The following is a 13682-nucleotide window of genomic DNA, read 5'->3' as shown; positions in this document are numbered from 1 at the left end:
TCTTCTTAATAGTCAAGAGCAAATGTAATAAAGTCTATTTAATTAGTAGATTTTATTTTGATATAATTTAAAGCGTTTTAGTCGTTCGTTTTTATCAGGCCATTTATCGAATTTACAATAAAATCTTAATTCTGCAAGTGGAATTGACAGGTTCCATGATATAATTTGCATTTCGTGAAGATTAGTTTTTACAACAAAAAGAAGCTGTCTCAAAAGTGGGGCGGCTTCTTTTTTTTGATGTGAAATTTTAGTAATTTAAGATCATGTCAGGAAAAGTAGTTTTTAAGCCCTATGATCCGGACCAGGCGACATTTTTACCCTATAGCCTGGAAGAGTTGGTGCCTTTAGGCCATCCGGTTCGGATCGTTAAACAGGTTGTTGATCAGGTAGACGTTAAACCAATCAACCGCAAATATAAAGGAGGTGGTGCCTCCAGTTTCCATCCCCGTTTGATGTTGAAACTGTTGGTATACGGTTACCTGAGCAATACGTATTCCTCCCGTAAGCTGGAAGAGCAGGCCCAGCAAAACATTCATTTCATGTGGCTTTTAGGCATGAAAAAGCCAGACCATAATACCATCAACCGCTTTCGCAGCCATAAACTTTCGGGTGTTTTAAAGGAGATCTTCTCCCAGATTGTACTACTGCTTAATCAGGAAGGCATTGTTTGTTTGAAAGAGGCAGTGTTTACCGATGGGACAAAGATTGAATCAACCGCTAACCGTTACAGCTTTGTATGGGGCAAAAGCATCAAGACCAATAAAGAGAAGATCAAATCCCAGTTGGATGAATTATGGCAATATGCCCAGGGCATAGCCGCTGAAGAATTAAAAGATACCGCACCTTTAACTTTTGAACAGATCAACCCTGAAAAGGTCAAACAGACCGTTGCCCGTATCGATGCTGCCCTAGATGATAAGCCGCAAGTCAGTAAAAAGGTGAAACAAAAGCTGAATTATGCCAAGAAGAACTGGCCGGAAAACCTGGAACGTTACCAGCAGCAGGAAGAAATCCTAGAGGAAAGAAACAGCTATTCCAAGACTGATCCCGATGCGACTTTTATGCGTCTGAAGGAAGATCATATGCTCAACGGACAGCTTAAACCAGCCTATAACCTGCAGATCAGCACTCAGGAACAGTTCATTCTCAATTATTCGCTTCATCAAAGCAGCACCGATTATCAGACCCTTGTCCCTCATCTTGATCAGTATGAAGCGTTGTATGCTCAAAAACCTGAAGCTGTAGTCGCCGACGCGGGCTATGGGTCAGATGAAAACTACGAAATGCTGAAGGAGAAATGTATTGAAGCCTATATCAAGTATAATACTTTTGATAAAGAGCAAAAGGAAGGAATAAAAGCCTTTAGTAACGATAGTCTTCACTATAATGAACAGGGAAACTTTCTGGTGTGTCCGATGGGACAGAGAATGACACATATTGGTGACCATCAGAGAAAAACTAAAACAGGCTATATCCAGACCATTAGTTCCTACCAGGCACCAAACTGTCAGAACTGTCCAATCAGGGGTGTATGCCATAAAGCCAAAGACAACCGCATAGTCGAGGTAAACCATAAGCTCAGAAGAGCTAAAGAACAGGCCAGAGAACGGCTTAACACTCAACAGGGACTCAAATATCGTAAACAAAGACCGGTTGATGTGGAACCCGTATTTGCACACATCAAAGCCAACCGCGGATTCAAAAGATTTCTGCTCAGGGGGATAAACAAGGCTGAAGTAGAAATCGGATTGCTATCCATCGCACACAACTTAAAAAAATGGAAAGCGTAAAGCTTTTATCCCCTTGCTTACTCCTAAGCTATCGTAGAGAATATTAATATATCCACAAATCAACGTCCAAATTTCGTCGGAATATCTAATAAACATGAATTGAGGCCTTCATCTAAAAATAGCTATGAGATCAAAAAAACTACACAATAAAAAAACCGCCTCATAATTGACTTATGAGACGGCTTCTTTTTGTTGTAAAATTACGTAGAGTATCTACATACTATAAGTAGAACTGAACACCTAATTTAGGAGCAAAGAAGTTAGCACCGATGTTGAAATCTTTGTTACCACCGATTTTATCACCGTTGTTGTTTTTCAAAGTGTTGTCGTTGTAGCTGATACCTTGAACAGAGAATTCAATACCGAATTTTTTGCTTGGGAAAAATGCAAAACCTGGAGATAAAGCAACTCCTACGTTGTTGTATTTGCTAACTTTTGCATAGTTGTTTCCGTCAACATCACCTACTTTAGTGTTACCGAATGCCATTGGAACTGACAATTGTCCGAAGAATTTGAATTGCTCAGTGATACCTTTGTAGTAACGTGCGAATGGAGCAACTACAAATGCTTGATTTTTAGTTGTGCTTCCACCAATATTAACACCATTTACAGTAGTTGCATCAACGTGGTTTTTTGCACTTTCGTAACCAACACCTGTACCGATTGCAAAGTTATCAGTTACAAAGTAACCTACACTTGGAACGATATTGAATATAGTGTTTGATTTGCTTGCGCCATTTGGTTTGTTTGAATCGAATTCAACGTTACCACCTAACATAAATTTACCTTTTTCAGTTTGTGCTTGAGTTGTAAATGCTAATGCAGAAACTGCGATTAATGATAATAATAATTTTTTCATTTTGTTGCTTTTTTAATTAATACTAAGCCAGACATTATATTTTAGTTTCTGACTATGTTTGTCATATAGTCAAGACTGGTGCCAAATAAATATTTATCATACAAACTGGAAAAGGCATTTTCTGTAAAACCTTATCCGATAGTGAGATAAATTGTTTTAGATTTCTCTTTATTATTTTGTGATGACAATTAACAAAAGTTTAATGTAAAATTAACAAATAGTATTTAAGACAGTTTGACTTTATTTGTTAGAATGTCAGCTTTTCAACAGGCACTTATGTCAGTTTTCAGGACATTTCTTTATCGGCTCATCAATAAGATAATTATGGTGTCTTGTTTTCGTTAAATAAAAAGTAAATTCATATAACCTTTATACGTGTTAAAAGCGTTATTATAATTATGAGATTATTAATAGAACGAAAACCGGTTAAAGTATATCCTGACCCCAAGCGTGTAATCGCCAGATTCTTCTTTAATGGAGAGGAGAGGGCAAAAGAGGTAATCAGGAGAGTTTTGGATTTATCTTCAAAGGAGGTCTTTGGGCTGATTTCTCCGATCCTGCAGGAGTATTCCAAAAGACACAGGAACATTACCAAGATTCTGACCCGCCATTGCAAAAATATTAAGTATTGTATAGATGCAATGGATATCGATTATGAGTCTTTGAGTAAATACCAGCGTTTATTGCTTGGCTCCTATTTTACACATGAATATTCTATAGAATCTGCTGCTTTTTTTAATCCCTCGGTGGTGGAAGATCCTGACCAGTCCGAACTGGTAGAGGGAGAAAAGCGTTTAATCATTAGTTTCAGAGCCGTAGGAGAAGGACATATTTCTTCAGTTGTGTTCAGAAGGGCATTGATTGATTGTTGTGGAAATATCACTGTTGATCCTTCCGGGAATTATGTTGATGAAGCAGAAGTAGTCCGTAATGCAGTTTATAACAAAAAACTGTTTCTCAAGCGGGCTGCTGATACAATGATTGATCAATCTATTTTGAATGAACTTGATTTAAAGCTGGAGGAGAAGTTTGATTATGCCATACTCAGAAGAGTAATTATCGATTCTAAAAATCTGCAGATTGAGGATCTGAAAAAACTGGAGTATGATAAAGTTCTTTGGCTTTCAGATACTTATCATGAAATAAGTTTTTCAAGAGATACAGATATCTCTGACCGGGTGATCTTCCCGATATCGGAATTTGAGCGAAAAGGTATTGAAGATGCACGTTTTGTCCGTTTTATTAAAGAAGATGGCTCTGTGATATATTATGCCACTTATACTGCATTCGATGGTGCGATGATTTTGCCGAAACTTTTACAGACAACTGATTTTTACGACTTTAAGGTAAGTCCGCTTCACGGGGTAGGTGCTCAGAATAAGAACCTGGCATTATTTCCGCGCAAAATTAATGGAAAGTATGTAATGATGTCAAGGATAGACGGATGGAATAACTATCTGATGTATTCTGACAGACTTACTGTATGGGATCATCCGGTAATGTTGCAACATCCACAGTTTCCCTGGGAATTTATCCAGATAGGTAACTGCGGGTCTCCTATAGAAACGGAGGCTGGCTGGTTAATTATTACACATGGGGTTGGTCCGATGCGCAGATATTGTCTGGGAGCAAGCTTATTGGACCTGGAAGACCCTTCCAAGGAGATTGGCAGGCTGACTGAACCTTTGGTTATACCAAATAATGACGAAAGAGAAGGCTACGTACCTAATGTATTGTACTCCTGCGGATCAATTATTCATAACGGCGATCTGATTATTCCTTATGGATTGTCTGATTATTGTTCTTCTTTCGCTACTGTGAAGATTGCTTTACTGCTGGCCAAACTTTTAAGCTCAGGAAACAGTGAAAATAAAGTTTAATCAAATGATCTGATGGTAGAGATTCAGGTAATCCTCTACCATTTTTTCTTTTGAAAATCTGGTTTTTGCCCATTCATGACAGGTATGTCTGTCGATTTGTTCAAGCTGACCGACAGCCGCCACTGCCTCTTCGACATCGTTTACTAAAAAACCTGTATTCCCATGCCGGATCAATTCTGGCATAGACCCCTTATTAAATGCAATCACAGGAGTTCCGCATAACATGGCCTCAACGACACTTAATCCAAATGGTTCTTCAAAATGGATTGGATGTAACAGGGCTATAGCTCGTCCAAGCAGCTCATTCCGTAAATCTGGCCCTGCTGCACCTAAAAACTGGATGTCGTCGTTCAGATAGGGTTCTACCCGTTTTTTGTAATAATCTTCATCCTGAATAATCCCGGCTATAAATAATCTTCTTTTGCTTTTGATCGCAATTTGTATAGCCTGGGCGGTTCCTTTATCAGGATGAATCCTTCCAAAAAAAAGCAGATAGTTATCAGAAGAGGGGCTGAATTGAAAACTCCCGGTATCCAGCCCATTATATACTGTCCCCAGGTAAGTCAGCGCGGGGTGACGGTTAGCCTTACTGATGGAGACGTAATGACTGTCCCGGTTATATTTTTGATAGACCGGGATAATCTTTTCTGATGAAAAGCCATGAATAGTTGTTAAAACAGGAGTTTTGATCAGCCGTGAATAACTCAGAGGCATAAAATCAAAATGATTGTGAATCAGATCGAAGCTGGCAGCCTGTTCCATGAGATTACTGATGTGGAGGCATTCAAGGACTTTAGCATCCTGGTTACGTTCTTCCTCATATCCTTTTTCAACAACACTGCTTAATCTCGATGCGGTCACTGAATCGCCTGTGGCAAATAAGGTGACATCTATTCCTGCCTGGTGTAAACCCTCTGTCAGATTAGATGCCATTTGTTCCCATGGGCCATAATGGCGGGGAGGGGTTCTCCACGCCACCGGTGATAATACAGCTACTTTCATTGTGAAACCTCTTCTTTTTGAATGACTGTTTCGGGAGAGTATTCATATTCGAACTCCAATGCTTTTAGTACAACCAGATGTGACACCCAGTAGGCCAGTGTGCTTTCAGCTCCCTGGTTTCTGTTCACCCCATAGGTTTGGAGACCATCTCCACAACCTTTGGTTTCATAGTCATACAAGGGGAGACGGAGGCTGTTTTCGCCAAGAAACCATTGATAACTTAGGTACATCTGGCGGATATATTTTAAATCATGGGTAATTTCATAAGCTTTAAAATAGAGCAGTACTATAGCCATGGTTTCAATCGCCTGCTGATCATACAAAGCCATTTCTTCACCATTTGGAAGCCATCCGTCATTACCTACCGGATTCAGATAACCTTTATCCAGTGTTTTTGAACTCAGGAACTCCATACTTTCCAGTCCGATTGCCAGAGAGTCCTGATTCTGCGTTGTTTCATAATGACAGAGTAGTGCCAGGGGCAAAATCGCATTGTCATAAGTCATTTTCTGCTCAAACCAATACCATTGAGCTTCTTTATTGGCCTGGTAGGCAGCTTTGAGTGGGACCGCTAATTGATTGAACTCTTGAATGATCTGTTCATCATAAGGACGGGCTTTTAAAAAAGAGCTTAAACCAATCATTGTATTAGCTATTCCTCGGAGATGTTCTAGTTTACTGAAGTGGGGAACAGATTTTACAAACAACTCGGTTGCAAATTCTTTGTAGGAATTATTGGGTGCGTTGTTAATCAGATAACCCAATGCCCAGATTGTTCTGCCAAAGGAATCCTCACTGCCAACTTCATCCAGATACTCTCTTTTGAAACTTAAAAAATTCCTGAAGTTGCCATTATCACATTGCATATATTGGATATAGCTCAGGTAAACCGGCAGTAATTCAAGTGCAGTTTTGCTTTTGTTTTGTTGCCAGGCCATAATGACCATAATTAATGCCCTGGAATTATCATCCAGACAATACCCTTCTTTAAGATTTGGGATACCATATTTTGCATGTTGTACAATCCCGGTATCATCAGTTAAACGTTTGATATGGGCCATACTGAAACTGGGCATCATATCAGGGTCTATAATGGGTTTAATCTCTTCCTCAATCTGGTTGGCCTGCAAGATAGCTTCCTTTAGGGTTTGGATGTAAATCTTACCAATATTTGGCCAGCGCAAATTTAGACCGTAATTATAAGCGTTTTTCCTGAGTTCCTGTAATTGCTCCTTGCTGGCAAATAATTCATTCACGATGGTGGCCAGTCCTTTAGCGTCTTTGAAATCAAATAGTTTTCCGCGTTGATCTGCAAGTAATTCCTGAGCATGCCAGTAAGGCGTGGAGATTACGGCGGCTCCGGCACCAACAGCGTAGGATAAAGTACCACTGGTAATTTGTGCCTCATTAAGATAGGGGGTAATGTACATATCAGCTGCAGTGAGGTAATCAAACAGCTCTTCCTCTGATACAAATTTATTAATGAAGATCAGATGGTTTTCTACGTTGAGTTTTTTTGCCAGTCGTTTGAGGCTGTCGCGGTATTCTTCACCCGAACTACGGATCACCCCAGGATGTGTTGTTCCTAATATGACATACATGACATCAGGATTTTTCTCTACTATTTCGGGTAACGCTTCGATAACAGTTTCCAATCCCTTATTTCTGCTGAGTAAACCAAAAGTGAAGAGTACTTTTTTGTTCTTAAAGGTCGGTGAGTTCTTGATTTTATTGTCTTTTTTAGATTCGAGATCGGGAACACCATGCTCAATGAGTTTGATTTTATTCGCAGATATCCCATAAATAGTGATCAGAAAACTGACTGCCCTGCTGCTCATGACAACAATTTTCGAAGAGTATTTGGCAATTTCCCTGATCATGGTCAATTGCATATAGGAAGGATCTTTAAGTATGGTATGGAGAATCGTAATCAGGGGCTTTTGCAATCGGGCAATCAATGGTAAAACATAAACACCTTTTTCACCGCCATAAATGCCAAATTCATGTTCCATGATACATACATCTGTCAGACTGGTATTGATGTAATCTGCAGCCCTGGTATAGTCCTTCTGATTCTCCTGGCGGATGATGTATTTGACTTCAGGAGGATATTCATAAGCTGTAAGGTCTTCGGAGTCTGCCAGCGCAACGACAAAACTGTTTTTGGATACTTCACTTGTATCGAGACCGATTGCGTTTAAAAGATTATTATTGAATGTAGCAATACCACATTCACGCGGAGGGTAAGTTGATATATAGGCTATCTTCATTTGAATAATTGTTATTTGGAGTCGTCAGATGAGAATGCATAAACAAAAAAGTAGAAATGGTATTTTTTGTTTAAATTCTACTCTTAATTGGAATGGAATTTTTGTTCAAAAGACAACTCTTGTGTTCTTTCTCTCTTATAAAGCAAAATTTTGGATTATTGTTTTGTATTTTATCTGTGTTTCAGAGATAAAGGAGTAACATGTTTATGGAAATTGGCTCTGAACAGGAGTTTGATCACTGGTTAAACAGCAATGGACTGTTATCTATTCGATTTAGCGTGTTTTTTTGGAGATTGCTGACAGGAAAGAGGGGGATTCGAATTTTACATTTTAAATACTCATTATGAAGACTAAGTTATCTGTGGAAAAATATGACTTAGTTTGTGTGATGAGTGTTTTAAAAAAGACGGGACTGATTATACTTCATATTTTCGGAGTGTTTTTTTCTTATGGTTGTGCTGGTGCAGTTATTTATGCAGTTTACAAAATAGATATTCCATCTTTCTGGCTGTTGAATACAATGGCTTATGCGGTAGGAGTGACGATAATTCTGCCTGTTTTGGGAATTATCTGTCTGATTGCAGAGAAACCTATTTTAAATAAATTACCAGGTTACCTATACTTACTATTATGGTTAGGGGTGATTATTAAAATAGTGTTTTTTACCTGGTAAAAGCTGTTGATTTTAAACAAAAAGAGGATACTGAATTCAATCAGTATCCTCTTTGCAATGATCCGGTATTCAATACCAGTTTATCTAATCAAAAGTTTTAAACCTCTGCTTTTTTCATATTCAGAAATACAAACTTGTTATCGAACATATCCAGTTTGATTTTACTGTCTTTGTCAATTTTTCCTGCCAGTATTTCTTTAGATAATTCATTTAATACGCGTTTCTGGATCACCCTTTTCAATGGACGGGCACCAAACTGTGGATCGTATCCTAGTTCTGCCAGCCAGTCGAGCGCTTCGGGTGAGGCTTCAATCTCAACTCCCATTTCAGCCAGGGTATCCTGTACATGTCTGAATTGCAGTTCTGCAATATTCCTGACTTCGCTGCGGTTTAACGGAGTAAACATAATCAGTTCATCGATCCTGTTTAAAAACTCTGGTCTGATGGTTTGTTTAAGTAACTCAAACAATTCATTTTTAGTTTTTGCGATTATCTCATCACGGTTGGCATCATCCAGCTCCTTAAAGTTTTCCTGTATCAGATGTGATCCGATATTGGAAGTCATGATGATAATCGTATTCTTGAAGTTGACCAGTCTGCCTTTATTATCTGTTAAACGGCCATCATCCAATACCTGTAAAAGGATATTAAATACATCCGGGTGTGCTTTTTCAATCTCGTCCAGTAATACTACTGAATAAGGTTTACGACGCACGGCTTCGGTCAGCTGACCACCTTCATCATAACCTACATATCCCGGAGGCGCACCAATTAATCTGGATACCGAATGTCTTTCCTGGTATTCACTCATATCGATACGCGTTAAAGCGTTATCATCATTGAACAGGAACTCTGCCAATGCTTTGGCCAGCTCTGTTTTACCGACACCTGTTGTGCCCAGAAAGATAAATGAACCAATTGGTTTTCGCTTATCCTGTAAACCTGCTCTCGAGCGGCGTATTGCGTCGGATATAGCCTCAATAGCTTCATCCTGACCTGCTACACGTTTATGCAGCTCATCTTCGAGGTTCAGTAGTTTTTCGCGTTCACTGGCAACCAGTTTAGTGACTGGAATACCTGTCCAGCGGGCCACCACACCGGCGATATCATCGGCAGTAACCTCCTCTTTCAGCATACGGCCTGCGCCCTGCTGACTTTCAAGAGTAACTTTTAGTTGTTCAACCTTATCCTGGGCTTCTTTGATTTTACCATAACGGATTTCGGCTACTTTTCCATAATCCCCAGCACGCTCCGCCTGGTCGGCTTCCAGCTTATAATTCTCTATCTGTTCGAGTAAATTATTGATCCCATCCACTACATCTTTCTCTCCCTGCCATTTTGCTTTCAGCTCATCGCGTTCGGCAGAAAGGTTTGCAATTTCTTCTCCGAGAGATTTAACTTTTTTATCATCATTTTCTCTTCTGATCGCTTCCCGTTCAATTTCCAACTGCATGATCTTACGATCCAGCTCATCCACATTTTCAGGGACACTGTCCATTTCCAGTCGCAGTTTAGAAGCGGCCTCATCCATTAAGTCGATGGCTTTATCAGGCAGGAACCTATCACTGATATACCGCTGCGATAACTCAACAGCAGCGATAATCGCCTCGTCTTTGATCCTTACTTTATGGTGGGTTTCATATCTTTCTTTCAGGCCCCTCAGGATGGAAATTGCATCCTGTGTATCCGGCTCATCTACGACTACTTTCTGGAAACGACGTTCCAGCGCTTTATCTTTCTCCAGATATTTCTGGTATTCATTCAAAGTTGTAGCTCCGATTGCACGTAATTCACCACGAGCTAATGCAGGTTTAAGAATGTTTGCGGCATCCATCGCTCCTTCGCCGCCACCAGCACCAACTAGTGTATGGATCTCATCTATAAACAGGATGATATCTCCTTCACTCTGGGTCACCTCTTTAACGACTGCTTTCAGTCTTTCTTCAAATTCTCCTTTATATTTCGCACCGGCGATAAGGGAACCCATATCCAGAGAGTAAACTGTTTTTGTTTTTAGGTTTTCTGGTACATCACCTTTAATAATCCTGAAAGCTATACCTTCAGCAATAGCTGTTTTACCTACTCCAGGTTCGCCTATTAAAATAGGATTGTTTTTGGTCCTGCGGGATAGGATCTGTATGACACGGCGGATTTCTTCATCTCTGCCGATTACAGGATCCAGTTTTCCGGACTCTGCATACTCATTCAGATTTCTCGCATATTTATTTAAAGCATTGTAAGTGGCTTCAGCATTCTGATCGGTTACCCTATTATCACCACGTAAGGAAAGAATAGCTTTTTTAAGATCTTTCTCTGTTACACCCTGGTCTTTTAACAGTTTAGAGGTGTTATCATTCACAGACAGGATACCTAACAAAAGATGCTCTACAGAGACAAACTCATCTTTAAATTCTTTCAGGTAAGACTGTGCTTTCTGTAAGGCCGAATTAGTCCCTGAGGATAAGTAAGCATTACTGCCACTTACTTTCGGGAATTTCTCAATCTGAGCATCAAGCTGCTGATTGAGTACATTTAAATTCACATTCAGTTTCTTTAAAACATAAGAAACTACATTTTCATCAACAGTAAGCAACCCTTTTAGCAAATGGGCTGTTTCAATAGCCTGTTGCTGGTTGCCCTGGGCTATTTCGGAAGCCTGCTGAACTGCTTCCTGGGCTTTTATAGTAAAGTTGTTGAAGTTCATGCCAATGCTGGCACAAAAGAAATGCCATATCGCAGGATCTTTAAATATCGGAAATTATGTCGCTAAAAGATAATTATTACTGAATAAATGTCTGGTTTTTAATTAGTTGTACTGAATTTTTGTCTGTTTTTACAATAAATATACCCGCAGATCCTTCAATTGTCCTCTGGTTAGAAATTAATGCACTGTAATCAGGATCGGTTTAAAGAATGCCATCTTCGGCTCAGTTTCCTGAAAAGTTGATGTATTTCGATTTTGAATGAGTTTCTTTGCATAAAATTGAATGAAAATTAATACGAATACAATATAATGGAGAAGAACTTACTAAAGGGCGCCTTATTGGTAGGGCTTGGCGCCTCAAGTTACGGCGCGCTGGCAACTGTAGTTAAACTGGCTTATGAACATGGATTTAATACTGCTGAGGTCACTACCTCTCAGTTTACGATCGGATTTACTGGTATACTTTTATTAAATATACTGATCAAAAATAAAGATAAAGCTAAAGAAGAGGGACAGAAAGAAAAGGGATCTATTTTAAAATTAATGTTTGGTGGAACCTCACTGGGGCTGACCAGTGTCTTTTATTATTTCGCTGTGAAGTATATCCCGGTTTCTGTAGGCATTGTCCTGCTGATGCAATCAGTGTGGATGGGTTTACTACTGGAAGCTGTAATAGATAAAAAGATGCCTACCGGGAGAAAGATCCTGGCAACGGTAATTGTACTGATGGGAACAGCATTGGCTACAAATATTTTCTCGGATGTACATGAACTGGATTGGAGAGGGGTAGCCTGGGGACTGGCTGCGGGAGTTTCTTATACGGTTTCTTTATACTCATCCAATAGTATTGCAACGCATATGCGACCGTTAAAACGGAGCTTGTGGTTATTGGCCGGTGGATTGGTCGCTATTGTACTGATCTTCTGTACTAATTCTTACTCGAATTTTAACTTTGGCATTTTCTGGCCATGGGGATTATTTCTTGCTTTCTTTGGAACTATTTTACCTCCACTGCTTTTTACCAGTGGGATGCCACATACAGGGATCAGCCTGGGAACAATTGTCGCCTCGGTAGAGTTGCCGGTTTCTGTGATGTTTGCCTATGTGTTATTAAAAGAACCAGTTAATTTTCTGCAATGGGTGGGGATTTTAATGATTATCAGTGCCATTGTATTAATGAATGTGCAGAATTTAAAGAAGAAACCAGTACCCGTAAATTTATAGAGATAGCTGCGATTTGAAAAGATATATAATAACGGTTTTCCTTCTTTTTTCGTTTTCTGTTTTTGGGCAAACATTAACCGTCTGCTCCTGGAACTTAAAAGACTTTGGGAAATCCAAGACCGATACACAAATAGACTTCATTGCCCAAACGTTAAAAAACTGTGATATAGTTGCTGTACAGGAAGTCGTAGCCGGGCCAGGTGGGCCACAGGCTGTTGCCCGCCTCAGCGATGCGCTGAACAGAACTGGTACTAAATGGGATTATACGATCAGTCATGGAACTTCGAGTGACAGATACAGTAAAGAGCGTTATGCTTTTATCTGGAAGACCAGCCGTACAGAAAAAATAGGAGAGGCCTGGCTGGAGAAAAAATATAATCTGGAAATTACCAGGGAGCCTTATTTTGCAAGGTTCCGGTTAGGGAAAAAACAATTTACATTGGTTACAATGCATGCGATACCCAAGTCAAAGCAACCGGAAACCGAGATTAAATACCTGAAATATTTCCCTGAAAGTTATCCTTCGGATGTGTTGATCTTTTGCGGGGATTTCAATCTGCCTGAGTCTCATTCGGTGTGGAATCCGTTGAAGAATGCGGGATACCCTCCGGCATTTACAGGTCAGAAAACTTCACTCAAACAAAGATGTGTTAACGGAAATTGTCTGGCTTCGGCTTATGATAATTTTTTCTATAATCAGGCTAAGGTGAATTTAATTGACGCTGGAATTATTCCTTTTTATGCCGCATTCGAAGATTTAAAAGAGGCGAGAAAGCTTTCAGATCATGTACCCGTTTTTCTGAAGTTTTCAATGATTTAAAATCGGAGCATAAAAAAAGAGCAAATCATTTGCTCTTTTTTTATGCTCTTTAAACAGACGTTTACTTTAATATTTCACTTAACCTTGCAGTCTGGTGATCTGTTAATTTCTTTAAAGGTCCCGCAGCCAGCATTTTCATCATCATATTCAGATCTGCTGAAATGATATGAGTTGCTGTTGTTGTACCATCCCCATTATCTGCTACTGTCCACTTCAATTCCAGATCGAAAGGAGCTTTCTCAGAAGGGATCGCGATGATCTCCTGGTTAGGCACGCGGCTGGAAATCCTGATAGCCAGTTTAGCCATATTCTGAATGGTAAAACTCGCTTCATCTACAGTAGAAGACCAGTTGTAGATGTTTTCAGGCATTAACTGCTGAACATTGTTCATATCGGCCAGGAAATTATAAACTTTCTCAACCGGCTGGTTTACGATGGTGGTACTTTCGATAACGGTCAT

10 protein-coding genes are annotated in these 13682 nt (G+C 39.6%); 5 read left to right on the top strand and 5 right to left on the bottom strand.

Translation table 11 applies throughout. The annotated features are described in order from the left end of the window. The first annotated feature begins 260 nt into the window (after positions 1-260). Positions 261-1790 (top strand): IS1182 family transposase, encoded by a 1530-nt coding sequence (locus HDF25_RS10360; protein WP_184624947.1) that lies wholly within the window; start codon positions 261-263, stop codon positions 1788-1790. A gap of 220 nt (positions 1791-2010) precedes the next feature. On the opposite strand, the gene HDF25_RS10355 is transcribed toward HDF25_RS10360, so the two are convergent. Further along, complete coding sequence (locus HDF25_RS10355; protein ID WP_184624684.1) at positions 2011-2649, bottom strand: outer membrane beta-barrel protein; 639 nt, start codon at positions 2647-2649, stop codon at positions 2011-2013. A gap of 398 nt (positions 2650-3047) precedes the next feature. On the opposite strand from HDF25_RS10355, the gene HDF25_RS10350 reads away from it, so the two are divergent. Continuing rightward, the gene (locus HDF25_RS10350; protein WP_184624683.1) at positions 3048-4529 is read left to right on the top strand and encodes a glycoside hydrolase family 130 protein; all 1482 of its coding nucleotides are present in this window, start codon (positions 3048-3050) and stop codon (positions 4527-4529) included. On the opposite strand, the gene HDF25_RS10345 is transcribed toward HDF25_RS10350, so the two are convergent. Beyond that, positions 4530-5531: a glycosyltransferase family 4 protein gene (locus HDF25_RS10345; protein WP_184624682.1), complete on the bottom strand. Its 1002-nt coding sequence runs from the start codon at positions 5529-5531 to the stop codon at positions 4530-4532. Continuing rightward, positions 5528-7801: a glycosyltransferase family 4 protein gene (locus HDF25_RS10340; protein ID WP_184624681.1), complete on the bottom strand. Its 2274-nt coding sequence runs from the start codon at positions 7799-7801 to the stop codon at positions 5528-5530. The genes HDF25_RS10345 and HDF25_RS10340 overlap by 4 nt, the downstream gene beginning before the upstream one ends. A gap of 343 nt (positions 7802-8144) precedes the next feature. On the opposite strand from HDF25_RS10340, the gene HDF25_RS10335 reads away from it, so the two are divergent. After that, entirely contained in the window at positions 8145-8474 is a 330-nt protein-coding gene (locus HDF25_RS10335; RefSeq protein ID WP_184624680.1) for a hypothetical protein, read from the top strand. A 97-nt stretch (positions 8475-8571) separates the two neighbouring features. Here the strand turns inward: HDF25_RS10335 and clpB are convergent, their stop codons facing one another. After that, positions 8572-11178, bottom strand: a complete 2607-nt coding sequence (gene clpB / locus HDF25_RS10330; RefSeq protein WP_184624679.1) for an ATP-dependent chaperone ClpB — start codon at positions 11176-11178, stop codon at positions 8572-8574. Positions 11179-11487: 309 nt separating this feature from the next. On the opposite strand from clpB, the gene HDF25_RS10325 reads away from it, so the two are divergent. Together HDF25_RS10325 and HDF25_RS10320 are read left to right on the top strand one after the other, a co-directional pair. Beyond that, positions 11488-12402 (top strand): DMT family transporter, encoded by a 915-nt coding sequence (locus HDF25_RS10325; RefSeq protein ID WP_184624678.1) that lies wholly within the window; start codon positions 11488-11490, stop codon positions 12400-12402. Between the two features lie 13 nt (positions 12403-12415). Continuing rightward, positions 12416-13222 carry an endonuclease/exonuclease/phosphatase family protein gene (locus tag HDF25_RS10320; protein WP_184624677.1) on the top strand — a complete coding sequence of 269 codons (807 nt, stop codon included), beginning with the start codon at positions 12416-12418 and terminating at the stop codon, positions 13220-13222. A gap of 61 nt (positions 13223-13283) precedes the next feature. On the opposite strand, the gene HDF25_RS10315 is transcribed toward HDF25_RS10320, so the two are convergent. Further along, entirely contained in the window at positions 13284-13682 is a 399-nt protein-coding gene (locus HDF25_RS10315; protein WP_184624676.1) for an SRPBCC family protein, read from the bottom strand.

It is taken from the genome of Pedobacter cryoconitis, from assembly GCF_014207135.1.
In the GTDB taxonomy this organism is placed as follows: Bacteria; Bacteroidota; Bacteroidia; order Sphingobacteriales; family Sphingobacteriaceae; genus Pedobacter; species Pedobacter cryoconitis_D.
This window is presented reverse-complemented; position numbering and strand designations above follow the sequence as displayed.